Raw genomic sequence first — 25,614 nt, forward strand, 5'->3', positions numbered from 1 at the left:
CTGCCGAAAACTGCGTAACTCTTTGTTTACCAAGGAGTTTTCCGTTTCGACTGCGCCGGAAGTGGGGCGAATTATAGGCCTCTAGAATTCGCCGTCAACCCCTTATTTCAGCTTTATTCGGATTTGAGCGTAATACGCGCAAATGCCTTCTTCCCGGCCTGGCAAACATGGGTCGCGCCCAGTGCGTATATAAAGGTGCGATCGACAACCTCACCATCTATACGTACACCACCGGAACCCAGGAGATCTCGCGCCACCGCGGAGTTCTTAACCAACCCCGCTTTATTAAGGACAGCAGCGATCGGCATGTCTTCGGCAGCAGTCAATTCGATTTCCGGCAGATCATCCGGCAGCTCGCCATCCTTCATACGGTTACCGGCGGCACGATGAGCATTGGCCGCAGCCTCCTCACCATGGAAGCGCGCAACGATCTCCTCAGCCAACTTGATCTTGATATCGCGCGGATTGGCACCCGCCTCGACATCAGCGCGGAACGCATTGATCTCATCCATGGAGCGGAAGCTGAGCAACTCGAAGTAACGCCACATCAGCGCATCCGGAATGGAAACCAGCTTGCCGTACATCACACCCGGCGCCTCCTGGATGCCGACGTAGTTACCCAAGGACTTGGACATCTTCTTCACACCATCCAGACCTTCAAGCAGCGGCATGGTCAAAATGCACTGGGCTTCCTGACCATAACCACGCTGCAGCTCACGCCCCATCAGCAAGTTGAACTTCTGATCGGTGCCGCCGAGCTCCACGTCTGCGCGCAGAGCCACAGAGTCATAACCCTGAACCAGCGGATAAAGGAACTCATGAATGGCGATTGGCTGATTGGTTGTGTAGCGCTTGTCGAAGTCATCGCGCTCGAGCATACGAGCCACGGTGTATTGCGAAGTCAGGCGAATGAAGTCGGCCGGCCCCATCTGATCCATCCAGGTGGAGTTGAATGCCACTTCGGTTTTTGCCGGATCCAGAATCTTGAAGACCTGAGTCTTGTAGGTCTCGGCATTCTCGAGGACTTGCTCGCGAGTGAGCGGTGGACGCGTGGCACTCTTGCCACTCGGGTCGCCGATCATCCCGGTGAAGTCACCAATCAGGAAGATCACCTGATGCCCCAGCTCCTGGAACTGGCGCAGCTTATTAATAAGCACGGTGTGACCCAAGTGCAGATCCGGAGCCGTTGGATCGAAGCCCGCCTTAATACGTAGCGGCTGGCCACGCTTGAGCTTTTCAATCAGCTCGGACTCGACCAACAGTTCTTCCGCACCACGTTTGATCAGCGCTAGCTGCTCTTCAACCGACTTCATAACAGACCCGCAAGGCTCAGATTCAAAGGGAACCAACCATACAAGATCGCGCGTCAAATACAAGGTTTGCCCGGCGCACGGACGCCAATCCGCAGACAGAGTGCCTACGGACTTGCTTCAGAGATGATTTGGTTATATTTTATACAGTTATTTCATCTTCATCATGTCATTCATCTTTTCCAATTCATCTTTTTTCAAAGTCAAAACCACTTATGACCACAGAATCGTCTAAAGCGCCGCCGCTTTACCCGAAGACCCACTTGCTTGCTGCAAGTGGCATCGCCGCCCTTCTCAGTCTGGCGCTCCTGGTATTCCCTTCCAGCGATGTCGAAGCCAAAAAGACAACCCTGAGTCTTGAACTGGAAAGCCCTGCTGAACAACTGACACAAGAACAAGACGCTGCTGACGCCGTTCAAGCCACAAATGAACCAGCAACCTCCCCCTTCGCGCAGATCGACAACAGTGCCGAAGACACCCAGGAAACCGCTCAAGCCGAACCTGCACCGGTGCCGGTCGTCGAAGAAAAGAAGCCGGCAAGCCACAGGGAAGTGATCGTCACCAAGGGTGACACCCTCTCTACGCTGTTCGAGAAAGTCGGCCTCCCGGCCACCTCAGTGCACGACGTGCTGGCCAGCGACAAGCAGGCCAAGCAGTTCAGCCAGCTCAAGCACGGGCAAAAACTCGAATTCGAACTGAGTCCTGACGGCCAGTTGACCAACCTGCACAGCAAGCTCAACGACCTCGAAAGCATCAGCCTGACCAAGAACGACAAGGGCTATACCTTCAACCGCATTACCGCAAAACCAACCGTGCGCTCGGCTTACGTTCATGGCGTGATCAACAGCTCGCTGTCGCAGTCCGCAGCCCGGGCCGGCCTGTCTCACAGCCTGACCATGGACATGGCCAGTGTGTTTGGCTACGACGTGGACTTCGCCCAGGATATTCGCCAGGGCGACGAGTTCGACGTGATCTACGAGCAAAAAGTGGTCAACGGCAAGGCCGTCGGCACTGGCCCGATCCTGTCGGCGCGCTTCACCAACCGCGGCAAAACCTACACCGCCGTGCGTTACACCAACAAACAAGGCAACAGCAGTTACTACACCGCTGACGGCAACAGCATGCGCAAGGCGTTCATCCGCACACCGGTGGACTTCGCCCGCATCAGCTCGAAATTTTCCATGGGTCGCAAACACCCGATCCTGAACAAGATCCGCGCCCACAAAGGCGTCGACTACGCTGCACCGCGCGGCACGCCGATCAAGGCTGCCGGTGATGGCAAGGTGTTGCTGGCCGGCCGTCGTGGTGGCTACGGCAATACCGTGATCCTCCAGCACGGCAACACCTACACAACGCTCTACGGCCACATGCAAGGCTTCGCCAAAGGCGTGAAGACTGGCGGCACGGTGAAACAGGGCCAGGTGATTGGCTATATCGGCACCACCGGTCTCTCCACCGGTCCGCACCTGCATTACGAGTTCCAGGTGAATGGCGTGCACGTCGACCCGCTGGGCCAGAAAGTCGCGATGGCCGATCCAATCTCCAAAGCCGAGCGCGCACGCTTCCTGGCACAGAGCCAACCGCTGATGGCGCGCATGGACCAGGAAAAAGCCACTCAACTGGCTTCGGCCAAGCGTTAAGTCATGGCGCTTTATATAGGTGTGATGTCCGGGACCAGCCTTGATGGCCTGGACATCGCGCTGATCGAGCAGACCCCGGCGATCAGGCTGATCGCCACGCACTACATCCCCATGCCCGATTCCCTGCGTACAGAGCTGCTTGGCTTGTGCGCCAGCGGTCCGGACGAGATTGCCCGCTCCGCCATCGCCCAGCAAAACTGGGTAAAGCTCGCGGCACAGGGCATCAATACCCTCCTCGCTCAACAGCACCTCAACCCTGACGATATCCGCGCGGTTGGCAGCCATGGCCAGACCATTCGCCATGAACCAGCGCGCGGTTTCACGGTGCAAATCGGCAACCCGGCGCTGCTGACCGAGCTGACGGGTATCACCGTGGTCAGCGACTTCCGCAGCCGCGACGTAGCCGCCGGCGGTCAAGGCGCTCCGCTGGTTCCAGCCTTTCATGAAGCCTTGTTCGAAGAGCGGGCCGGCAACCGTGCCGTACTGAACATCGGCGGTTTCAGCAACCTCAGCCTGATCGAGCCCGGCAAACCGGTGGCCGGTTTCGACTGCGGCCCAGGGAATGTGCTGCTGGATGCCTGGATTCATCAGCAGCGCGGCGACACCTATGACCGTGACGGCCAATGGGCCGCCAGCGGCAAGGTTGAACCCGATCTGTTGAAGGCACTGCTCAGCGACCCCTTCTTCGTCACCCAAGGCCCGAAGAGTACCGGCCGGGAAGTCTTCAACCTGCCATGGTTGATGCAGCACCTGGCGCAGCTGCCGACCTTCGCTGCCGAAGACGTACAGGCAACGCTGCTTGAGCTGACCGCACTGACCATCATCGAATCGCTGCAAGGCGCCCAGAAAGAGACTCAAGAAGTGCTGGTCTGCGGCGGTGGCGCGCATAACGCCGCACTGATGAATCGCCTGGCCAGTCTGCTGCCGAAGGCGAAAGTCAGCAGCACATCAGCATATGGCGTCGATCCTGACTGGGTCGAAGCCATGGCGTTTGCCTGGCTCGCTCACTGCTGCCTCGAAGGCATCGCCGCCAATCGCCCAAGCGTTACCGGCGCCCGTGGATTACGGGTCCTCGGCGCCATCTACCCCGCATAAATACCACACAGCAAAACGCCGCAAGGCCCTGAGGCCGTGCGGCGTTCTGTGAAACAGGTGCGCCGATCAGATCGAGAACGAAGAACCACAGCCACAAGTGGTGGTCGCATTCGGGTTCTTGATGACGAAACGCGACCCTTCCAGACCTTCCTGGTAGTCCACCTCGGCACCTGCCAGGTACTGGAAGCTCATCGGATCGACAACCAGACTCACACCTTCGCGCTCGACGATGGTGTCGTCATCGGCCACTTCTTCATCGAAGGTGAAGCCGTACTGAAAACCTGAACAACCGCCGCCCGTAACGAATACGCGCAGCTTCAAGCGATCATTCCCCTCTTCATCGACCAGGCTCTTCACCTTGTGCGCGGCACCGTGGGTGAATTGCAAAGCCGTGGGGGTGAAGGATTCGACGCTCATGCTGACTATCTCCCGGCGTTACGCCGTCATATTGCGTGATGACGCGCATTATCCGCTTCTCCTAGAAAAGCGGTCAACTATTGTTATGGTATATCAACCAATCCAGTCGCCGGCCCGGAATGCAAAAAGGCCCGTCAGACGGGCCTTTTGCTGTACGCGATAACGCTTACGGCAGCATGCCGGCGTGGGACAGGCCCAGACGCTCATCCAGCCCGAACAGAATGTTCATGTTCTGCACGGCCTGACCCGAAGCACCTTTGACCAGGTTGTCGATCACCGACAGCACCACCACCAGATCACCGTCCTGAGGGCGATGCACGGCAATGCGGCAGACGTTGGCACCCCGTACGCTACGCGTCTCCGGATGGCTGCCTGCCGGCATCACATCGACGAACGGTTCGTTGGCGTAGCGCTTTTCAAACAGCGCCTGCAGGTCCACCGAGCGATCAACAACGGTTGCGTAGAGTGTGGAGTGAATGCCACGAATCATCGGCGTCAGGTGCGGAACGAAGGTCAGGCCGACGTCCTTGCCTGCTGCGCGACGCAGCCCCTGGCGAATCTCCGGCAGGTGACGGTGACCTTTGACCGCATAAGCCTTCATGCTTTCCGACGTCTCGGAGTACAACGAACCTACGGAAGCGCCACGACCGGCACCGCTGACGCCGGACTTGCAGTCAGCAATCAGATGCGCGGCATCGGCCAGGCCGGCTTCGAGCAATGGCAGGAACCCCAATTGCGTTGCAGTTGGATAGCAGCCCGGCACGGCAATCAGGCGCGCTTTCTTGATCTGTTCGCGATTGACTTCCGGCAAGCCGTAGACCGCCTCGTCCAGCAACTCCGGTGCACCGTGCGGCTGGCCGTACCACTTGGCCCATTCATCCGCATCTTGCAGACGGAAGTCCGCCGACAGGTCGATGACCTTGGTCCCGGCCGCCAGCAACTCGCCCGCCAAGGCATGGGCAACACCGTGCGGCGTGGCGAAGAACACCACATCGCAGGCACCCAGGGTCTTGATGTCCGGAACGCTGAACGCCAGGCCGTCGTAATGGCCTCGCAGGTTCGGATACATGTCGGCCACGGCCAGGCCAGCCTCGGATCGGGAAGTGATGACAACCACCTCAGCTTGCGGATGTTGCGCCAACAGACGCAGCAGTTCAACACCGGTGTAACCCGTGCCGCCGACGATACCGACCTTGACCATAAACCTGCCCTCAACGAACCCACTGGAAAGCCGTCGATAATAGGGGCCGCGCGCCCCTGCGACAACCGTCAAGGTGACGTGCGGACGCTCAACCCCCTACTATTCCCACTACCGTGAATTGGGGAATAACCAAAAATGCTCTATCTGTGGCTCAAAGCGTTTCATATCGTCAGCGTCGTATGCTGGTTTGCCGGCCTGTTTTACTTGCCACGACTGTTCGTTTATCACGCACAAAGTGAAGACACGATCAGCAAGGAACGCTTCAGCGTCATGGAGCGCAAGCTGTACCGGGGCATCATGGGCCCAGCGATGATCGCCACGCTGATCTTCGGCGGCTGGCTCATCTACCTCAATCCAGGCATCTTCAGCCAGGGTGGCTGGATACACGCCAAACTGACCCTGGTCGTGTTGCTGATCGGCTACCACCACATGTGCGGCGCCCAGGTAAAACGTTTTGCCCGTGGCGAGAACACCCGCAGCCATGTCTTTTATCGCTGGTTCAATGAAGTGCCGGTTCTGATATTGCTGGCTATCGTAATTCTGGTCGTCGTTCGGCCGTTCTAAATCCACCAGGCACAACTTACCGGGGTACTTCCAATGTCGCTGCCCGCTCTGCTCGAAGAACGTTTGCGTCTGCCCGTAGTGGCGGCGCCGATGTTCCTGATTTCCAATCCGCAATTGGTACTCGCCTGTTGTCGCCAGGGCGTGGTCGGCAGCTTCCCGGCGCTGAACCAGCGCGAAAGCAGCGGTTTCAAGGCCTGGCTGGAAGAAATCGAAGCCGGGCTGGCGACAATGGAGAATCCCGCGCCTTATGCCGTGAACCTGATCGTCCACAACAGCAATCCTCGTTTACAGGCGGATCTGCAGATCTGCGTCGAGCACAAAGTGCCGATCGTGATCACCAGCCTGGGCGCAGTGAAAGAAGTGGTCGACGCGGTGCACAGCTACGGCGGCCTGGTGTTCCATGATGTGACCACTCGTCGTCATGCCGAGAAAGCGGCCGAAGCAGGCGTGGATGGCTTGATCGCTGTGGCTGCCGGCGCCGGTGGACACGCGGGGACCTGGAGCCCGTTCTCACTGATTGCCGAAATCCGCCAGTTTTTCGACAAGACCCTGTTACTGGCCGGCTGTTTGAACCACGGCCACGAAATTCTTGCCGCTCAATTGCTCGGCGCGGATCTGGCCTACTTTGGTACACGATTTATCGGCACGACCGAAAGTCACGCGCCCGACGCCTACAAAGAAATGCTGCTGACATCCAAAGCGGCAGACATCATCCATACTCCAGCCGTGTCGGGTGTCCCCGCGAGCTTCATGCGCAAGAGCCTGGAGGCCGCTGGTTTCGACATGGCCGCCTTGCAAGGCAAGGGCGAGATCAACTTCGGTTCCAAGCTCAAACCCGTGAGCGATGAGGCCAAAGCCTGGAAGACCGTTTGGTCTGCAGGCCAGGGCGTGGGAGAAATCGAAGACTTGCCGAGTGTCGAGCAGTTGATTGCGCGTCTCGACGCGGAGTACCGCCAAGCCCTGGAGCATGCCGCCCAGCTGCCAAAACGCTGGCCGCGCTGACAGCAAACCTTGGCCAGTCTTGCCCGGCCGGACTTACACTCGCCCGGGCACAACATTGTTCTTTCAACCTCTCGCGACAAGGATGCTTCGCACATGGGCGAAAATCATTTCAAAATCGTATTCGAGGGCGCCTTGCTGCCCGGTGTCGACATCACTACGGCAAAGCTCAATCTCGCCGATTTGTTCAAAAGCGATGTCACTGCCATTGAGCGCCTGTTCACCGGGCGTCCGGTAGCGCTCAAACGCAACCTGTCGCACGCCGATGCCCAGACCTATCTCCAGGCGCTGAGCAAAACCGGTATCGACGCCCGCATCGAAGCCGAAACGCCGATCGAGCTGAACCTCGCCGACGTTCATGACCATGCTCCGGCCAGCAGCCAGGCGCCTTTTGCAGATCCGCAGTCCCCTTACGCGCCGCCTCGCGCGCCCGTCGGCGAAGCCGTAGCGGAACTCGCCACGCTCAAACCCTTCAGTTTCGATGGCCGTATCGGCCGCTTGCGCTACCTCGCCTGGACGCTGGTGCTGTCAACTGTGCTCCTGGCCGTGTGCGGGGTGTTTGCCTTGATCGCCCTGGCTATCATCGGCGCGGATTCGACCGCCGGCCTGATATTGGGCAGCTTGCTGGCCTTTATCCTGTTCGTCGGATTTGTATTCGTCAGCATCCAGATCACCGTTCAACGCTTGCACGATGTCGGCTGGTCCGGCTGGCTGTGGCTGCTGAACCTGGTGCCGTTCGTTGGCAGTTTCTTTCCGTTCGTGATCATGGTTGTGCCGGGCAACGACACCGCCAACCGCTACGGCCCGCCGCCTCCGCCGAACAGTACCGCAGTCAAGGTACTGTCTTCGCTGTGGCTGATCGTTATCGCGCTGGTTCTGTTCGGCTCGCTGGCCGGTGGTCTCACAGCGATACGGGAAGAATACAAAAGTGCCGCCCAGAGCAGCTACGACAGCAGTTCGGTCACCACCGAAGAAATCGAAGTCGAGGTCGAACCGGTGCCAAATTCCTCCGACGATGCAGCCGAAGAGGCCCAGCCCCCTGTAGACTCTGCGAAAGAATGAACAGCGCTCCTGGCCCCTGACACCTGCGTCGCGGCGCGGAGCTGTTGCGATGGAGAACTGCATGACCCGTTACGCTCTGATCACTGGCGCCTCCAGCGGCATCGGCCTGGCAATGGCCGAAGCGCTGGCCCGGCGCGGCCGCAGCCTGATTCTGGTGGCCCGACAACGTGATCAGCTGGAAAGTATTGCGATTGAACTGACCCAACGGTTCGGCGTGGAAGTGCTGTTCCGTGCCTGCGACCTGGGCGAGCCGCTGCGCCTGTCCGGATTCCTGCTGGAGCTGGAAGAAGGCGACCGGCAAATCGATCTGCTGGTCAACTGCGCCGGTATCGGCACATGCGGCCCGTTTCTGGCCCAGGACTGGATGACCGAGCAAGACCTGATCGAAGTGAACATCCTCGCCCTCACCCGCCTGTGCCATGCCATCGGCAACAGCATGGCCCTGCAAGGCGGCGGGCAGATTCTGAATGTGGCCTCTGTGGCGGCGTTTCAGCCGGGGCCGTGGATGAGCACCTATTACGCCAGCAAGGCGTATGTGCTGCACTTTTCCGAAGGATTGCGCGTCGAGCTGAAAAAATGTGCGATCAAGGTTTCGGTGCTCTGCCCCGGGCCGACCCGCACGGCGTTTTTCCGTACCGCGCAACTCGACAGCGAAAAGCTGACCAACAGCAAACTGCTGATGAGCCCCGAGGAAGTGGCGCTCTACACCGTGCGCGCACTGGAAAAGAATAAGGCGATCATCATTCCCGGGCGGCGCAACCGCTGGTTCGCCTTCCTGCCGCGGCTTGGCTCGCGGCGGCTGACTCGCACAATCGCCGGCATGGTCAACAAGGCCTACTGCCCGCGCTGATCCAACCCAAGGTAAAAGGCTGGGCGCAGGCATACGCCATGAGTACACTCAGGCCAGCCCAAACAACGGAGAAAACAGCTGTGGATACTCTGTTCACCAAGATCATCAACCGGGAAATCCCGGCGAAGATCATTTACGAGGACGACCAGGTACTGGCCTTCCACGACATTGCCCCACAGGCACCGGTACATTTCCTGGTGGTCCCGAAGAAACCCGTTCGCACCCTGAACGACCTGACCGAGGACGACAAGACATTGGCGGGGCACATCCTGTTCACCGCCCAGCGCCTGGCAAAGGAACTGGGTTGCGAAGACGGCTTCCGCGTCGTCATGAACTGCAATGAACTGGGTGGGCAAACTGTCTATCACATACATATGCACGTACTGGGTCAGCGCCAGATGCACTGGCCGCCGGGCTGATTACTGCCTCCCCCTGTGGGAGCGGCGGTGCGGCGACCCGACTTGATCGCGAAGACGGAGTATCAGCCAGCATGGATGCTGAATGTCAGACCCTCTTCGCGAGCAAGCCCGCTCCCACAAAAGGCATCACGACACTGTCACAGTCTCTGCATCACAATGACCCAGCGCAAACCTTCCCCGGCCGATTGGGTTAAACTGGCCGCCGAAATTCCCCCGGAGGTCAGCATGACAACCCAACGTCACTACTCGCCAATTGACCGCCTTCTGCTGCAAGCCGATGCCGCGATGCGCACACTGCTGCCCTTCAGCGGCCAGCCGTACCGTCCGTCGCCCGCCATCGTGCAGCCGGATGCGAAAATGAGCGACGAAGACACGCGCCACGTTGCCGGCCTGATGCGCATCAACCACACCGGCGAAGTCTGCGCCCAGGCGCTGTACCAGGGACAGGCACTGACCGCCAAGCTGCCGCAAGTGCGTGCTGCGATGGAGCATGCCGCCGAAGAAGAAATCGATCACTTGGTCTGGTGCGAACAACGCATCCATCAACTGGGTAGCCACACCAGCATCCTCAACCCGCTGTTTTATGGCATGTCGTTCGGGATTGGCGCAGTGGCTGGCCTGATCAGCGACAAAGTCAGCCTGGGGTTCGTTGCGGCAACGGAAGACCAGGTGTGCAAACACCTGAACGAACATCTGGAGCAATTGCCGGCCGAGGATGAAAAATCCCGGGCGATTCTTGAACAGATGCGTATCGATGAAGAACAACATGCCGAAAGTGCGCTGGATGCTGGCGGGTTCCGCTTTCCGGCACCGGTGAAGTTCGGGATGAGCCTGATGGCCAAGGTGATGACCAAGAGTACTTATCGGATCTGATTTCAGATTTTTGTAGGAGCGAGCTTGCTCGCGATAAACCTGAGGGCAACGCGTTTACCCAGAAAACACGCGTTATCGTTAACGTCCATCGCGAGCAAGCTTGCTCCTACAAGGGCAAGACATAAAAAAGGCGACTGCCGTGAGGGAGTCGCCTTTTTTGTGTCCGAAAATCTTACGCCATATTGCGCGCGTAGAAGATTTCGAGCATTTCGTGTTTCACCCGCTCGGTCACCTGGGCGCGCTGCTCAGAGGACAGGTTGCTGGTGGCGTCGCCGAACAGGTAGTTATCCAGTTCGAAGTTCTTCAGCAGCATCTTGGTGTGGAACAGGTTTTCCTGGTACACGTTCACGTCGGTCATCTGGTACGCGTCGTAAGTGTCATCGGAGAGGTAGTTCTGGATCGAATTGATCTCGTGGTCGATGAAGTGTTTTTTGCCTTCAACGTCACGGGTGAAGCCGCGCACACGGTAATCCACGGTCACGATGTCCGAATCGAACTGGTGAATCAGGAAGTTGAGCGCTTTAAGCGGTGAAATGACCCCGCAAGTCGACACGTCGATGTCCACACGGAAGGTTGCAATGCCGTCGTCCGGATGGATTTCCGGGTACGTGTGCACCGTGATGTGGCTCTTGTCGAGGTGGGCCAGGATGATTTCGGGCAACGGGCCCGGGGACTCTTCGATCTGGCTATCGGTCGGGGTCACCGGTTCTTCAGAAATCAGAATCGTGACGCTGGCGCCCTGTGGCTCATAGTCCTGACTGGCAATGTTCAGGATGTTGGCACCAATGATATCGACAACTTCCGTGAGGATCTGCGTCAGGCGTTTCGCGTTGTACTCTTTATTGATGTACTCGACGTAAGCCTGCTGGTCTTGCGGAGTTTCCGCGTAGCAGATGTCATAGATGTTGAAGCTCAAGGTCTTTGTCAGGTTATTGAACCCGTGGAGCTTGAGTTTGCTTTTCACCGTTAAAAACTCTCTATGTGTTTGCGGCCCGGCCGCGTGATCAAGCATGCCCGTCAGTTGCGAACAACGCACCTGCGTAGGACGGTTAACACCTCTTCGCGATGGCGATTTTGGTTGTCTGTTCGGGTGCGAGGCCTGTCGGCTGACGGGCCACTACCCTGAAAAAAGTGGCGCATTATGCAGACGTCAGCTTGGGATCGCCAGAGTCTGCACTGCTTTTATGATAGTTGAATGTCGATTCAACCGAGCTCGATGATTTCGTAGTCGTGAGTAATCTCGACACCGGCCGCGCCGAGCATGATCGAGGCCGAGCAATACTTCTCGGCAGACAACTCGATGGCACGTTTGACCTGGGCTTCTTTCAGCCCGCGGCCCTTGACCACGAAATGCATGTGGATCTTGGTGAACACCTTTGGATCTTCGGTCGCGCGCTCGGCTTCGAGGAAGGCCTCACAGCTTTCGACCGCCTGGCGGGACTTCTTGAGGATGCTGACCACATCGAAATTGCTGCAACCGCCGACACCCAGCAGCAACATTTCCATCGGCCGGACACCCAGGTTACGTCCGCCGGCATCGGGCGGACCGTCCATGACCACGACATGACCGCTACCGGATTCGCCGAGGAACATGGCTTCGCCAGCCCATTGGATGCGTGCCTTCATCGCCAAGACTCCACTGTATAAAAAAGGGTCGCCAGCTTAGCACAGGCCCCGTGATTGACAGCGCCCGGCGTCCTAGGACATATCCCACCGCCTTGTAGGTAAATGCTCGAATATTGCAGGAAGTGTCTGTTAAGCTGGCGCCAATTCAATGGCGCATGGCCAGCTTTACTCCAGCGTTCACTATTCATAAAAACCAAACACACCGTGCAGTCTTTTCGGGATACAACCATGGTTGCTATTGCCCCCAACCCCAAGATCAAGAACGTCGACAAGCTGTTGATGCACTGCCAGCGCCGCCGTTATCAGGCCAAGAGCAACATCATTTGTGCCGGCGACCGCTCGGAAACGCTGTTCTTCATCATCAAAGGCTCAGTCACCATCCTGATCGAAGATGACGACGGCCGGGAAATGATCATTTCCTACCTGAACCCCGGGGACTTTTTCGGCGAGTTGGGTCTGTTTGAGCAGGCCGGCCTGGAGCAGGAGCGCAGCGCCTGGGTGCGGGCCAAGGTTGAATGCGAAGTCGCAGAAATCAGCTACGCGAAATTCCGCGAGTTGTCCCTGCAGGATCCGGATATTCTTTACGTCCTCAGCGGACAAATCGCACAGCGCCTGCGCAACACTACGCGCAAGGTCGGTGACCTGGCATTCTTTGATGTAACCGGTCGAGTCGCCCGCTGTCTGCTGGAGCTGTGCAAACAGCCAGACGCCATGACGCACCCCGACGGCATGCAAATCAAGGTGACCCGTCAGGAAATCGGGCGGATTGTCGGTTGTTCGCGGGAGATGGTCGGTCGCGTGCTCAAGGATCTTGAAGAACGCAACCTGGTGGACGTCAAAGGCAAGACCATGGTGGTCTTCGGTACGCGATAAGCTCGAAAACCTAGCCGCTGAACATCTGCGCCAACATCAACCGGTAGAGTTCGTCCAGACGTGCCAGTGCATTGGGTGCCGCGAACTTCTCATGCAGCGCGATGTGGCTTTCGGCGCGTACCCGTTGCTCCAGATCGCAGGCCTCGTTGAAACGATTGACCGCGGCGACCATTGACGCTCGCTCGTTATCGATCAGCATCGCTCCGTGCACCAGTCCTACCGGACGCTGCCCACCCTGACTCTGGCGCCAGCGCTGGGCGGTTCCGACCATTTTGCGTCCATCGAGGTTGACGTTGAAGCGACCGTCACAGAAAGCGCCTTCGATTTCACCCAGGGACGAAGTACCACCCAACTCATCCAGTAACTGACAAATCGGATCGCACAAACGGTGGTAACCGGTTTCGATGCGATTCAGATCCCCTTCGCTGCGCGGCGGCGCGTAAACCAGTGCGATGTTGATGGTCGAGGCCGATTGCGGCACCGGCTCGCCACCGGTTTCACGCAACAACACCGGCCAACCTGCCGCCGCCGACACTTCACATGCAGCCTCGAAACCGGGCAGGCGGTTCAAACGGCGCGGCATGACCAGCGCCCGATCGCTCGGCTGCCAGAACAGCACGCCGAACTCCGCGTCGCCAGCGCATACCGATGCCAGCAAGTCCTGTTCGGCTTGCAGGCCGGCTTCGATGGTCAGGGGGATAGGTGAGGTCATAAGCTATTCCGTAGGACATGAAGTCTGTCGTGCATCTTATGCCGCCTTCGCGAGCAAGCCCGCTCCCACTGTGGATTTCTGGTATTAGCAAATTCCTGTGTGGGAGCGGGCTTGCTCGCGAAGAGGTCAACTCGATCTGCGGGTAATCAGTCGAGGGTCGAACCGCTGACAGGCACACCGCGTTCAGGGAAGAACAAGCGCTGCAACTCGGTACCCGGGCTTTCGGCGCGCATGAACGCTTCGCCGACCAGGAACGCGTAGACGTCGCTGATTTCCATCAGTTCGACATCGGCACGGTTGAGAATGCCGCTCTCGGTAATGACCAGACGATCGCGCGGAATACGCGGCAACAGGTCGAGGGTGGTTTCCAGGCTGACATCGAAGGTGTGCAGGTTACGGTTGTTCACGCCAACCAGCGGAGTATCGAGGGTTTTCAAGGCCCGCTCCAGTTCGTCGCCGTCGTGGACTTCCACCAGCACATCGAGGTTGACGCTTTTGGCCACGGCTGCCAGCTCGGCCATTTTCACGTCATCCAGCGCGGAAACGATCAAAAGCACGCAATCGGCCCCCAGGGCCCGGGCTTCGACGATCTGGTACGGATCGATCATGAAGTCCTTGCGGATCACCGGCAGGTTGCATGCCGCACGGGCCTGCTGCAGGTAGGCATCAGCGCCCTGGAAATAATCGATATCGGTGAGCACCGACAGGCAGGTCGCACCGCCCTTCTCGTAGCTTCTGGCGATGTCGGCGGGAACGAAGTTCTCGCGGATCACGCCTTTGCTCGGCGAGGCTTTCTTGATTTCTGCAATGACTGCCGGTTGCTTCAACTTGGCCTGGGCCAGCAACGCCTTGGCAAAACCTCGGGGTGCATCGGCCGCCTTGGCCAGATTTTCCAGCTCGGCGAGGCTGACGCGAGCGCTACGCTCGGCGACTTCCTCAACCTTGCGCGCCAGAATCTTTTCCAGAACCGTCGGTACACTCATCCCTCATTCTCCACTTTGAATACCGCGGTAAATGCACCCAGTTCCTCAAGCTTTTCTCGAGCGAGGCCGGTGTGCAGCGCATCGTGCGCCAAGGCAACGCCTTCTTTCAGGCTGCTGGCAAGGTCGGCCGCGTACAGTGCGGCACCGGCATTGAGCACGATCATCTCGGCCGCTTTCTGACCGTTCTCGGTCTTGCGCTTGCCCAGGGCATCGCGAATCAGTTCCAGGGAAGCCGCCGGGCTTTCCACGGCCAAGCCATGCAGGCTCTGGCTCTTCATGCCCAGGTCTTCCGGTTCGACCCAATACTCGGTGACCTGGCCGTCCTTCAGTTCAGCGACAAAGGTCGGCGCGGCCAGGCTGAATTCGTCCAGGCCATCCTTCGAATGCACCACCAGCACATGCTTGCTGCCCAGACGCTGCAACACTTCCGCCAGCGGCCGGCACAAGGCCTGGGTAAATACGCCGACCACCTGATGCTTCACACCGGCCGGATTCGTAAGCGGGCCGAGCATGTTGAACAAAGTACGCAGACCCAGATCCCGACGCGGGCCGGCGGCGTATTTCATCGCGCTATGGTGAGTCTGGGCAAACATGAAACCAATACCAACATTGTCAATGCAGCGCGCCACCTGCACCGGCGTCAGGTTCAGATAGATACCGGCCGCCTCCAGCAGGTCGGCACTGCCGCTCTTGCCCGAGACTGCACGGTTGCCGTGTTTGGCGACCGTACAACCGGCCGCCGAAACCACGAAAGCGGAAGCGGTCGACACGTTGAAGATATTGGCGCCGTCACCGCCGGTGCCCACCACATCGACCACACCGTCGAGGGTCTTGAGTTCGACCTTGTCCGCCAGTTCGCGCATCACCGACACGGCACCAACGATTTCGTCGATGCTTTCGCTCTTCATGCGCATGGCCATCATGAACGCGCCAATCTGCGCATCCGAGCATTGCCCGGTCATGATCTCGCGCATGACATCGCGCATTTCATCGGTGCTGAGGTCGAGGTGATCGACGATACGGCTCAGGGCTGTCTTGATGTTCATGAAAAGTCCTTAGCGCGTGCCGCCGGTTTGTTTGAGGAAGTTGGCGAACAGTTCGTGGCCCTGTTCGGTGAGGATCGACTCAGGGTGGAACTGCACGCCTTCGATGTTCAGAGTCTTGTGACGCAGGCCCATGATCTCGTCGACCGAGCCGTCTTCGAGCTGGGTCCACGCGGTCAGCTCGAGGCAATCGGGCAGGGTTTCGCGCTTGACGATCAATGAATGATAGCGGGTCACCGTCAGCGGACGATTCAGGCCTTCGAATACACCCTTGTCCTCGTGAAATACCGGGCTAGTCTTACCATGCATTACTTGGCGGGCGCGCACCACATCACCGCCAAAAGCCTGGCCGATGGATTGGTGGCCGAGGCAGACGCCAAGAATCGGTAGCTTGCCGGCGAAATGCTTGATCGCTTCAATCGAGATGCCGGCTTCGGTCGGGGTGCAAGGACCGGGGGACACAACGATGCGTTCAGGGTTGAGGGCTTCGATTTCAGCGATGGTCAGTTCATCGTTGCGCACGACTTTAACCTGGGAGCCGAGCTCGCCCAGGTACTGCACAACGTTGTAGGTAAAGGAGTCGTAGTTATCGATCATCAGCAACATGGCGTTAAGAACCTCTTGAATTCACTGACTTTAAAGATGGCCTTCGAATGATTTACCCGCAGAGCGCTGCACTTTGTCAGGTGCCGGTGTAGCGCCAGCAAAGCGGCATTTCAAACAGGTAAAGAAGGCAAAGCGGTACAGGTCCGGCGAAGCCGGCAAAAGAATTCAGGCGCGCCAACGCCAGCGGGCGTGTGCCTTGATGACTTGATCCAGGAGTTTACTGATGATCAACACGGGGAAGGTCTCGTTCGTACGTCCCGGCACAGTAACTTAGCTGGGCAGAGCGCGCAATATCGCCGGGGGTGCTGCCCGCGAAACTATCAAAGGCTTCGCGACAGATGGCAAAAGGCCGGAAGTTTTTGGTACTGTCGTTTCGTTCACTAAAACAATAAATAAACGGACTTGCTCATGATCAAACAGACGTTGTTTGTACCGCTCGCAGGATGCTTGCTCGCGATCGCATGCGCCCAGGCGAACGCCGCACCTAATCCTTATACAAATTTCGTTGTCTTCGGGGACAGCCTCAACGATGCAGGGACCTTTACCGACACGGGCGGGCCTGCCGGGGCGACGCAGCGCTTCACCAACCGGACGGGGCCGGTGTATCTGGATGGCAGCGGCGAAGTCCGCTCGCTCAACTCCACACAGATTCTGGGCGGAAAACTGGGGTTCTCGGCGGACCAGACCGCTTCATCATCTTCGGCGGTACGCGCCAGCAACGGCCAGCCCGATGGTAACAACTGGGCTGTAGGCGGCTACCGTACCGACCAGATTCTTGATTCGATTACCAGCACCTCCGCCACCGGCGAACGCACCCGGGCCGGCTATCTTCCATCCAATAACTTCCGTGCCGACCCGAACGCACTGTATTACCTGTCAGGTGGCGGTAACGACTTCTTGCAAGGACGCGTCACCAGCCTGCCACAGGCCAGTGCCGCCGCCGACCGCCTGGCCGATAGCGTGCAGACGCTGCAAACCGCCGGCGCCAGATACGTCATGGTCTGGTTGCTACCCGATATCGGCTTTACCCCCGCATTCAACGGCACCCCGCTGCAAGCGTTCACGTCCCAGCTCAGCGCCCAGTTCAACACTGAACTGGTAAGCCGACTGCAAAACATCAATGCCGAAGTCATCCCGCTGAACATTCCGGTATTGCTCAAAGAGACGTTCGCCAACCCGGCACAGTTTGGCCTGGCCACCGACCAGAACCTCATCACCACCTGCTTCAGCGGCAACGGTTGCACCGAGAACGCCCGCTACGGCATCAACAGCGCCACGCCGGACCCGACCAAGCTGATCTACAACGACTCGGTGCACCCCACCGAAGCCGGGCAGCGCCTGATCGCCGATTACGCGTACTCCCTGCTGGCGGCGCCGTGGGAGCTGACCCTGTTGCCGGAAATGGCCCAGGGCACCGTGCGCGCGCATCAGGATGAATTGCGCAACCAGTGGCTGGCCGATTGGGAAAACTGGCAAGGTGTCGGCCAATGGCGAGCCATTGTTTCCGGCGGCGGACAGCATCAGGACTTTGACGGTCAGGACAGCGTGGCAAGCGCCGACGGCAACGGCGCCAACCTGAACATCGGTGGCAGCTATCGTCTCGACGATGCCTGGCGTGTTGGTCTGGTCGCCGGTTTCTATAACCAGGAACTCGAAGCCGGCAACAACGACTCCGACTACAAGCTCAACACTTACCTGGGCACGGCATTCGCCCAGTACCAGCAAAACCGTGTGTGGGCTGACGCGGCGTTGACGGCCGGGCATCTGGATTACGACAGCCTCAAGCGTAAATTCCAGCTGGGCGTCAACGAACGCGGCGAAAAAGGCGATACCAGCGGCTACGTCGAAGCCTTCAGCGCACGCGTGGGTTACGACATTGCGCAACAAGCCAGCAGCCCCTGGCACCTGTCGCCGTTTGTCAGCGCCGACTTCTCCAAGGTACAAGTCGATGGTTACTCGGAGGACGGCAACAATTCCACGGCGCTGACCTTTGCCGATCAGGAGCGTATTTCCCGGCGCCTGGGCGCTGGCCTGCAGGGCAAATACCAGATCACCTCGCAAACCCAGGTGTTCGGCGAAGCGGCAATCGAGCGTGAGTACAACGACGATACCCAGGACGTGGATATCAACCTCAACAGCCTGCCGAACAACCAGTTCACTCTGGAAGGCTACACCCCGCAAAGTCACTTGCAACGTGTGAACCTGGGGGTGAGCCACAACCTCACCAAGGACCTGGCACTGCGCGCCAGCTATAACATTCGCAAGGACGACGACTTCACCCAACAAGGCATCAACGTAGGTGTTGCGCTGGACTTCTGATGTGCAGGCAATAAAAAACGCGGCGCCCTCACAGGCGCCGCGTTTTTTTTGAGTGAATACATTTTGTGGCGAGGGGGCTTGCCCCCGTTGGGTCGCAAAGCGACCCCTTGCATTCTTTCAGCCTTATCGAGTCGACAGCGTTTGCGACTGCTTCGCAGCCGAACGGGGGCAAGCCCCCTCGCCACAAAAGCTCCCTCGCCACAAGGTTAGCGGTGAACTCAGCTTTCCGGGGTCTGTTCGGCCAGGGCAACGGCGCGGAACATCGCGCGGCGCTTGTTCAGGGTTTCTTCCCATTCCAGCGCCGGCACCGAGTCGGCGACGATGCCGCCACCGGCCTGTACATGCAGCTCGCCGTTCTTGATCACCGCCGTGCGGATCGCAATGGCGGTGTCCATGTTGCCGTTCCAGGCAAAGTAACCGACCGCACCGCCGTAGACGCCACGCTTGACCGGCTCCAGTTCGTCGATGATTTCCATCGCGCGAATCTTCGGCGCACCGGACAAGGTGCCTGCCGGCAGAATCGCCCGCAGTGCATCCATCGCCGTCAGCCCGGCTTTCAGTTGCCCGGTGACGTTGGACACAATGTGCATCACGTTGGAATAACGCTCGATGACCATCTTCTCGGTGAGCTTCACCGAGCCGATTTCCGATACGCGACCGGTGTCGTTTCGACCGAGGTCGATCAGCATCAAGTGTTCGGCGATTTCCTTGTCGTCCGACAGCAGGTCTTCTTCCAGCGCCAGGTCTGCCTCTTCATTGGCTCCCCGCGGACGGGTGCCGGCAATCGGGCGCACGGTGATCAGGTTGTCTTCGACCCGCACCAATACTTCCGGTGAACTGCCGACGACGTGGAAGTCGCCGAAGTTGAAGAAGTACATGTAAGGCGTCGGGTTGAAGCAGCGTAGCGCGCGATACAGATCGATCGGCGCCGCCTTGAAATCGATCGACATGCGCTGGGACGGCACGACCTGCATGCAGTCGCCAGCCAGGATGTATTCCTTGATGGTGTCGACGGCTTTTTCGTAATCGTCCTGGGTGAAACTGGAGCGGAACACCGGGTCAGCCGATTGTTGCTTGCTGAAGTCCAGGCCACGGCGTGGGGTGATTGGTTGACGGAGTCTTTCCAGCAACTCTTCCAGGCGTGCCTGACCTTGCTCGAAGGCGTCATCCTGGGACGGGTCGGCCAGGACGATGGCGTGCATCTTGCCGGCCAGGTTGTCGAACACCACCACGGCGTCGGACACCATCAGCAGAATGTCCGGTACGCCCAGCGGGTCCGGGTTCGGGCACTTGCCCAAGCGCTTTTCCACATAACGCACGCAGTCATAGCCGAAGTAACCCACCAGGCCGCCGTTGAAACGCGGCAGGCCGGCAATGGTCGGCACGTTGTAGCGAGCCTTGAAGGTTTCGACGAAGGCCAGCGGGTCTTCCACATCGTGGCTTTCGGTCTCGACGCCATCGACGGTCACGCTGACGTGATGATCGTGAACCCGCAGCACGGTACGGCACGGCAGGCCGATGATCGAGTAACGGCCCCACTTCTCGCCGCCCTGTACGGACTCCAGCAAGTAGGAATTGGGCTCGTCGGCCAGCTTCAGGTAGATCGACAGCGGTGTGTCGAAGTCGGCCAGGGTTTCGCAGGCAAGCGGGATGCGGTTGTAGCCGGCAGCGGCCAAACGCAGGAATTCTTCGCGGATCATGAGGTGCCTCGTGGCTTGAGGATCGAACAGTCAGGTATGCAAACGCGCCGGAAACCGGCCAGGATCAAGTCAGGCGCGCCAACGCCAGCGGGCCAGGGCCTTGATGACTTTCATCCAGAGTTTGCGAGTGACCACCACGATGGCGTTTCCAGAAGGGGGTTTGACAGCGTCGGCCAACGTTATCTCAGCGGCCGGATCCAGGCAACCGGGAATTAGTTTGCGCAGGTCGTCGATCACCAGCGCCGGCGATTCTTCCGCGATCGGTCGGCCGTGGTTATAGCCGTAGCTCAGGGCTACGCACTTGACTCCCGCCGCTTTCGCCGCCAGCACATCGCTGCGCGAATCGCCAACGAACAACGACTGAGAAGCCGGAATATTGGCCATTTTCATCACGAAGAACAGCGCGGCCGGATCGGGTTTCTTCTGTGGCAGGGTGTCACCGCCGATGATCCAGCGGAAATAACGGCCGATTTTCATCTGATCCAGCAGCGGCGCGACGAAACGCTCCGGCTTGTTGGTGATCAGCGCCATCTCGACGCCCTGCTTCTGCAGCCATTTGAGGGTGTCGCGAACGCCGGGGTAAACCACGGTCAACTCATGGCTCTCGCCATAAGCCTGCATGAAATACTCCAGCGCCCGTTCGGCCTCGTCGTTATCGACCGCAGCATGATCAAGACCGCCAGCCAGCGCCCGACGCACCAGCACCGGCGCGCCATTGCCGACCCATTCGCGCACCGCTTCCAGACCGGCGGATTGGCGACCGAGTTTGAGCAGCATCTTGTCCACAGCCACTGCCAGGTCCGGGACCGAGTCGATCAACGTACCGTCCAGATCGAACATCACCAGCCGCGGCAGTTGCCCCGGGAACAGCTGCTCAAAACCACTCATGGGCGAGCCAGCGCCAGTTCGGAACGCATCTTGTCGATGACTTCCTGATAGTTCGGCGCATTGAAGATGGCCGAGCCGGCGACGAAGGTGTCAGCGCCAGCCGCAGCGATTTCGCGAATGTTGTTCACGTTCACGCCGCCGTCGATTTCCAGGCGAATGTCACGGCCCGAAGCATCGATCAGCGCCCGCGCTTCGCGCAATTTGTCGAGGGTGCCAGGGATGAACTTCTGCCCGCCGAAGCCCGGGTTGACGCTCATCAGCAGGATCATGTCGACCTTGTCCATCACGTACTTGAGCACGTCCAGCGGGGTTGCCGGGTTGAACACCAGGCCCGACTTGCAGCCGCCTTCGCGGATCAGTTGCAGGGAACGGTCGACGTGTTGGGTGGCTTCCGGGTGGAAGGTGATGTAAGTCGCGCCGGCTTCGATGAAGTCGCCCACGATGCGGTCCACCGGGCTGACCATCAGGTGCGCGTCGATCGGCGCGGTCACGCCGTACTTGCGCAGTGCCGAGCAAACCATCGGGCCGATGGTCAGGTTTGGCACGTAATGGTTGTCCATGACATCGAAGTGCACGAAGTCGGCGCCGGCGGCCAGGACGTTGTCCACTTCTTCACCCAGGCGGGCGAAGTCGGCGGAGAGAATCGACGGAGCAATTACGAAGGGCTGCATGACGCACCTTTACTGAGCAGAATCACGATGGCGCGCATTGTATACCTCATGCTTTGACGCGCGCACCGTGAGCGCGATGATTGGACCTTGCCATCATCCATCAGCGGCAATGGCTCTAGTACGCCGCGCGATAGATCTTTTCGATATCGACGGCACTCAATTTGCGTGGATTGTTGCGCATCAAGCGCTCGATCCCCGCCGCTTCCACGGCCATGGACGGGATGGCGTCCTCGGGCACACCGAAACTGCGCAGGCCCTGGGAAATTTCCACGGCGGCACACAGTTCGGCCATGGCTTGCACGGCTTTGTCGGCCGCTTCGTTGAGACTCAAATGAGCGGTCTTCACGCCCATGGCCTCGGCGATATCCTGCATGCGTTCGATGCAGGCCATCTTGTTCCAGGTCATGACATAGGGCAGTAGCAAGGCATTGCTGACCCCATGGGCAATGTTGAAGCGCCCGCCCAGCGGATATGCCAGCGCATGCACCGCGCCAACGCCGGCGTTGCCGAACGCCATGCCGGCCATCAGGCTGGCAGTGGCCATGTCTTCCCGGGCTTGCAGGTTCGACGGGTTGGCGTAGGCCTTGGGCAAAGCCTTGGCGATCAGCTTGATGGCGCCGATAGCCAGGGAATCGGTAATCGGCGAGGCGTTGACCGACAGATAGGACTCGATAGCGTGCACCAGTGCATCGACACCGCTGGCCGCCGTGACGCTGCGTGGACAGGTCAGGGTCATTTGCGGACTGACCAGCGCCACGTCCGGCAACAGGTAGTCGCTGACAATGCCCTTCTTCAGTTGCGCGACCTTGTCGGAAAGGATGGCGACGTTGGTCACTTCCGAGCCGGTGCCGGCGGTGGTCGGGATGGCGATCAGCGGCGGACCTTTGCGCGGGACCTGATCGATACCGAACAGATCCTCCAGCGCACCGTGGTACCCGGCGTAGGCTGCCACGCTCTTGGCAATGTCGATGGCACTCCCGCCGCCCAGGCCGATCAGTCCATCATGCCCGCCGTCGCGGTAAACCTGCATGCAATCTTCGACGATGGCGATTTCCGGGTCCGGCAGCACACGGTCGAAGATTTCGTAGGAGCGGCCACCCAACTGCGCCAGTGCCAGTTCTACCGTGCCGGACTTGACCAGGGCGACGTCGGTGACGATCAGTGGGTTGTCGATGTCCAGGCGTGTCAGCTCAGCGGCCAGCCGCTCGATGGCACCTGCGCCGGTGATCAGTTTGTGAGCGATTTTGAAAGAGGAAAGACTCATGTGCGCAGCCTCTTATAGATAGGGGAGCTGGGCACAATAGTAGCTGGGGATTTGGAGTTGGCTGGTATTCAGGTCATGAATGACCAAGGTTTCCGGGAACACCAAATAACACTGTAGGAGCGAGCTTGCTCGCGATGAACCTGAGAGCGACGCGGGCATTCAGAAGGCCCGCGTTATCGTTGGCGACCATCGCGAGCAAGCTCGCTCCTACAAGTTGCAGTGGGTCGGTGTGTGGCTTCAGACCTGCGCAGTACGAAGTTTCTCGCTACGCCCACGCAACCATTCCAGGGTCAGCAACAGGATCACCGAGAAGGCAATCAACAGCGTCGCGGCCGCGGCGATGGTCGGGCTGAGGTTTTCGCGGATGCCGCTGAACATCTGCCGTGGCAGGGTCGCTTGCTCTGGGCCGGCGAGGAACAGCGTCACCACCACTTCATCGAACGAAGTCGCAAAGGCAAACAGCGCCCCGGAGATCACGCCCGGCGCAATCAGTGGCAAGGTCACCCGGCGGAACGTGGTCAGCGGCGAAGCGCCCAGGCTCGCAGCAGCCCGTACCAGGTTGTGGTTGAACCCCTGCAAGGTCGCCGACACGGTAATGATCACGAACGGCACACCCAACACCGCATGCACCACGATCAGCGAGAAGAAGCTGTTACCCAATCCCAACGGAGCAAAGAACAGATAACTGGCCACACCGATGATCACCACCGGCACCACCATCGGTGAAATCACCAGCGCCATCACCAGCGCCTTGCCGGGAAAGTCGCCACGGGTCAGGCCGATGGCCGCCAGCGTACCGAAGACCATGGCCAGCACCGTAGCCGCCGGGGCGACGATGATGCTGTTCTTCAGGGCGCGCATCCATTCCGCCGAGGCGAAGAAATCGTGATACCACTGCAATGAGAAGCCTTGCAGCGGGTACACCAGGAAACTGCCGGAGTTGAACGACAGCGGAATGATCACCAGCACCGGCAGGATCAGGAACAACAGAATCAAGCCGCAGAGAATCCGCAAGCTGTAGAACCACACCCGTTCGATGGGCGACATATAAGGACTCAGCATTTCGTTCTCCCCTTAGCTCAGGCGCAGGCGGCTTGCGCCTACCAGCCAGCTGTAAATCAGATAAAGCACGACCGTCGCGAGCAACAGCAGCCCACCAAGTGCGGTCGCCATGCCCCAGTTGATGCTGGTGTTGGTGTAGAAGGCGACAAAGTAGCTGACCATTTGGTCGTTCGGGCTGCCCAGCAATGCCGGGGTGATGTAGTAGCCGATGGCGAGGATGAACACCAACAGGCAACCGGCGCCGACACCGGCATAGGTCTGCGGGAAGTACACCCGCCAGAAGCTGGCGAACGGATGGCAGCCGAGGGAAATCGCGGCACGCATGTAGGTCGGCGAGATGCCTTTCATCACGCTGTAGATCGGCAGGATCATGAACGGCAGCAGGATGTGCACCATCGAGATGTAGACACCGACGCGGTTGAACACCAACTCGATCGGCTTATCGATGATGCCCATGGCCATCAGGCCGCTGTTGATCAGGCCACCCGATTGCAGCAACACGATCCACGCCGCGACTCGTACCAGGATCGAGGTCCAGAACGGCAACAGCACCAGAATCATCAGCAGGTTGCTCTGGCGCGATGGCAGGTTCGCCAGCAGGTAAGCCAGAGGATACGCCAGCACCAGGCAGATCACGGTGATGATCAGGCCCATCCAGAAGGTGCGGGCGAAGATGTCGAGGTAGATCGCCTGGTCCGGGGTGGCCGGGGCGATTTCGCCGAGGTCGTCGATGCGGTGATCGACAGCCGCCAGCAGGTAATACGGGGTGATGCTGCTGGTGTTGCGGCGCACCGCTTGCCAGTAGGCCGGGTCGCCCCAACGCTCATCGAGGCCTTCCAGCGCTTCTTTATAGGAGGCCGGTTCAGTGGCAAGCGGCAAGGCGCGGGCCGTTTTGGTCAGCAGGCTGCGATAGCCGGCCAGTTCCATGTTCAGGCGCTTGGACAGATCGCCCAGGGTCTGATTCTTGCGAGCCTCGGCGAGGTCTTCGGCCGCTGCTTTGTAAACCGGTTCAGCGGGCAGGCCTCGGCCATCCCAACTGGCGATGGCAGTCACAGTGCGCGGCATGCCGCCGACCACTTCCGGGTTGCCAACGCTTTTGTAGAGCAGCGCCACGATCGGCACCAGGAACACCAGCAACAGAAACAGCACCAGCGGCGCGATCAACGCCTGGGCCTTCCAGCGGTTGACCCGCTCGGCGTGCTTGAGCCGCTGCTTCAAGGTGGGGCTGGTGCCCTCGTTCAGGGGAACGGCGATAGCCATGACGTACTCCGCAAATCTTTGATCAATCGGTAATGTGGGAGCGAACTTGTGGCGATGGGGCTTGCCCCCGTTGGGTCGCGTAGCGACCCCGAAACCTGCATTCCCGATGCATCAGATGCACCGCATGCAATGGTTTTACGACTGCTACGCAGCCGAACGGGGGCAAGCCCCCTCGCC

General features: G+C 59.3%; 25 protein-coding genes. 10 read left to right on the top strand and 15 right to left on the bottom strand.

Annotation, left to right across the window (positions count from 1 at the left end):
- Positions 1–113: 113 nt before the first annotated feature.
- A complete protein-coding gene (tyrS, locus tag AC1RP7_RS25735; protein ID WP_008051666.1) occupies positions 114–1,313 on the bottom strand; it encodes a tyrosine--tRNA ligase in 1,200 nt (399 codons plus the stop codon).
- 212 nt (positions 1,314–1,525) lie between these two features.
- Here tyrS and AC1RP7_RS25740 point away from each other — a divergent pair, with 212 nt between their 5' ends.
- Positions 1,526–2,950, top strand: a complete 1,425-nt coding sequence (locus AC1RP7_RS25740; protein WP_090451717.1) for a peptidoglycan DD-metalloendopeptidase family protein — start codon at positions 1,526–1,528, stop codon at positions 2,948–2,950.
- 3 nt (positions 2,951–2,953) lie between these two features.
- A complete protein-coding gene (locus AC1RP7_RS25745) occupies positions 2,954–4,045 on the top strand; it encodes an anhydro-N-acetylmuramic acid kinase (RefSeq protein WP_493183171.1) in 1,092 nt (363 codons plus the stop codon).
- Between the two features lie 66 nt (positions 4,046–4,111).
- On the opposite strand, the gene erpA is transcribed toward AC1RP7_RS25745, so the two are convergent.
- Entirely contained in the window at positions 4,112–4,462 is a 351-nt protein-coding gene (erpA, locus tag AC1RP7_RS25750; RefSeq protein WP_007906865.1) for an iron-sulfur cluster insertion protein ErpA, read from the bottom strand.
- Between the two features lie 166 nt (positions 4,463–4,628).
- The gene (argC, locus tag AC1RP7_RS25755; protein ID WP_007980174.1) at positions 4,629–5,663 is read right to left on the bottom strand and encodes an N-acetyl-gamma-glutamyl-phosphate reductase; all 1,035 of its coding nucleotides are present in this window, start codon (positions 5,661–5,663) and stop codon (positions 4,629–4,631) included.
- Between the two features lie 135 nt (positions 5,664–5,798).
- Between argC and hemJ the strand changes: the two genes are divergently transcribed.
- The 6 genes from hemJ to coq7 all read left to right on the top strand — a co-directional run bounded on the left by hemJ (position 5,799) and on the right by coq7 (position 10,430).
- Entirely contained in the window at positions 5,799–6,227 is a 429-nt protein-coding gene (gene hemJ / locus AC1RP7_RS25760) for a protoporphyrinogen oxidase HemJ (RefSeq protein ID WP_046039521.1), read from the top strand.
- A gap of 33 nt (positions 6,228–6,260) precedes the next feature.
- A complete protein-coding gene (locus AC1RP7_RS25765; RefSeq protein ID WP_493183170.1) occupies positions 6,261–7,229 on the top strand; it encodes an NAD(P)H-dependent flavin oxidoreductase in 969 nt (322 codons plus the stop codon).
- Between the two features lie 93 nt (positions 7,230–7,322).
- Positions 7,323–8,288, top strand: coding sequence for a DUF805 domain-containing protein (locus tag AC1RP7_RS25770; protein ID WP_493183168.1), 966 nt, complete (start codon positions 7,323–7,325; stop codon positions 8,286–8,288).
- 61 nt (positions 8,289–8,349) lie between these two features.
- On the top strand, positions 8,350–9,138 hold the full coding sequence (locus tag AC1RP7_RS25775; RefSeq protein WP_493183166.1) for an SDR family NAD(P)-dependent oxidoreductase: 789 nt from the start codon (positions 8,350–8,352) through the stop codon (positions 9,136–9,138).
- Positions 9,139–9,218: 80 nt separating this feature from the next.
- Complete coding sequence (locus AC1RP7_RS25780; protein WP_057713090.1) at positions 9,219–9,557, top strand: histidine triad nucleotide-binding protein; 339 nt, start codon at positions 9,219–9,221, stop codon at positions 9,555–9,557.
- A 225-nt stretch (positions 9,558–9,782) separates the two neighbouring features.
- On the top strand, positions 9,783–10,430 hold the full coding sequence (coq7, locus tag AC1RP7_RS25785; RefSeq protein ID WP_008051652.1) for a 2-polyprenyl-3-methyl-6-methoxy-1,4-benzoquinone monooxygenase: 648 nt from the start codon (positions 9,783–9,785) through the stop codon (positions 10,428–10,430).
- Positions 10,431–10,602: 172 nt separating this feature from the next.
- On the opposite strand, the gene speD is transcribed toward coq7, so the two are convergent.
- Both speD and AC1RP7_RS25795 read right to left on the bottom strand, forming a co-directional pair.
- The gene (gene speD / locus AC1RP7_RS25790; RefSeq protein WP_057713089.1) at positions 10,603–11,394 is read right to left on the bottom strand and encodes an adenosylmethionine decarboxylase; all 792 of its coding nucleotides are present in this window, start codon (positions 11,392–11,394) and stop codon (positions 10,603–10,605) included.
- Between the two features lie 239 nt (positions 11,395–11,633).
- A complete protein-coding gene (locus AC1RP7_RS25795; protein WP_008061600.1) occupies positions 11,634–12,056 on the bottom strand; it encodes an OsmC family protein in 423 nt (140 codons plus the stop codon).
- 228 nt (positions 12,057–12,284) lie between these two features.
- Between AC1RP7_RS25795 and crp the strand changes: the two genes are divergently transcribed.
- Entirely contained in the window at positions 12,285–12,929 is a 645-nt protein-coding gene (gene crp / locus AC1RP7_RS25800; protein ID WP_154861053.1) for a cAMP-activated global transcriptional regulator CRP, read from the top strand.
- A gap of 10 nt (positions 12,930–12,939) precedes the next feature.
- On the opposite strand, the gene AC1RP7_RS25805 is transcribed toward crp, so the two are convergent.
- The 4 genes from AC1RP7_RS25805 to AC1RP7_RS25820 all read right to left on the bottom strand — a co-directional run bounded on the left by AC1RP7_RS25805 (position 12,940) and on the right by AC1RP7_RS25820 (position 16,273).
- Positions 12,940–13,641 carry a lipoate--protein ligase family protein gene (locus AC1RP7_RS25805; RefSeq protein ID WP_493183164.1) on the bottom strand — a complete coding sequence of 234 codons (702 nt, stop codon included), beginning with the start codon at positions 13,639–13,641 and terminating at the stop codon, positions 12,940–12,942.
- A 146-nt stretch (positions 13,642–13,787) separates the two neighbouring features.
- Positions 13,788–14,624, bottom strand: coding sequence for an indole-3-glycerol phosphate synthase TrpC (trpC, locus tag AC1RP7_RS25810; protein WP_090451728.1), 837 nt, complete (start codon positions 14,622–14,624; stop codon positions 13,788–13,790).
- Positions 14,621–15,670, bottom strand: coding sequence for an anthranilate phosphoribosyltransferase (gene trpD, locus AC1RP7_RS25815; protein ID WP_057713085.1), 1,050 nt, complete (start codon positions 15,668–15,670; stop codon positions 14,621–14,623). The genes trpC and trpD overlap by 4 nt, the downstream gene beginning before the upstream one ends.
- Positions 15,671–15,679: 9 nt before the next feature.
- Positions 15,680–16,273 (bottom strand): aminodeoxychorismate/anthranilate synthase component II, encoded by a 594-nt coding sequence (locus AC1RP7_RS25820; protein ID WP_007906885.1) that lies wholly within the window; start codon positions 16,271–16,273, stop codon positions 15,680–15,682.
- A gap of 408 nt (positions 16,274–16,681) precedes the next feature.
- On the opposite strand from AC1RP7_RS25820, the gene estP reads away from it, so the two are divergent.
- On the top strand, positions 16,682–18,592 hold the full coding sequence (gene estP, locus AC1RP7_RS25825; RefSeq protein ID WP_493183160.1) for an esterase EstP: 1,911 nt from the start codon (positions 16,682–16,684) through the stop codon (positions 18,590–18,592).
- 218 nt (positions 18,593–18,810) lie between these two features.
- On the opposite strand, the gene trpE is transcribed toward estP, so the two are convergent.
- The 6 genes from trpE to AC1RP7_RS25855 form a co-directional block, all read right to left on the bottom strand.
- The gene (gene trpE / locus AC1RP7_RS25830) at positions 18,811–20,292 is read right to left on the bottom strand and encodes an anthranilate synthase component I (RefSeq protein WP_090451734.1); all 1,482 of its coding nucleotides are present in this window, start codon (positions 20,290–20,292) and stop codon (positions 18,811–18,813) included.
- Positions 20,293–20,361: 69 nt separating this feature from the next.
- Entirely contained in the window at positions 20,362–21,180 is an 819-nt protein-coding gene (locus AC1RP7_RS25835) for a phosphoglycolate phosphatase (protein WP_057713082.1), read from the bottom strand.
- A complete protein-coding gene (gene rpe, locus AC1RP7_RS25840; protein WP_007980198.1) occupies positions 21,177–21,851 on the bottom strand; it encodes a ribulose-phosphate 3-epimerase in 675 nt (224 codons plus the stop codon). The genes AC1RP7_RS25835 and rpe overlap by 4 nt, the downstream gene beginning before the upstream one ends.
- A gap of 115 nt (positions 21,852–21,966) precedes the next feature.
- Positions 21,967–23,115, bottom strand: a complete 1,149-nt coding sequence (locus AC1RP7_RS25845; protein WP_493183159.1) for an iron-containing alcohol dehydrogenase — start codon at positions 23,113–23,115, stop codon at positions 21,967–21,969.
- Positions 23,116–23,352: 237 nt separating this feature from the next.
- On the bottom strand, positions 23,353–24,177 hold the full coding sequence (locus tag AC1RP7_RS25850) for an ABC transporter permease (protein WP_007980200.1): 825 nt from the start codon (positions 24,175–24,177) through the stop codon (positions 23,353–23,355).
- Positions 24,178–24,189: 12 nt separating this feature from the next.
- Positions 24,190–25,437, bottom strand: a complete 1,248-nt coding sequence (locus tag AC1RP7_RS25855; RefSeq protein ID WP_007980201.1) for an ABC transporter permease — start codon at positions 25,435–25,437, stop codon at positions 24,190–24,192.
- Positions 25,438–25,614 lie beyond the last annotated feature (177 nt).

Source organism: Pseudomonas sp. GW822-FHT01E03 (assembly GCF_058802985.1).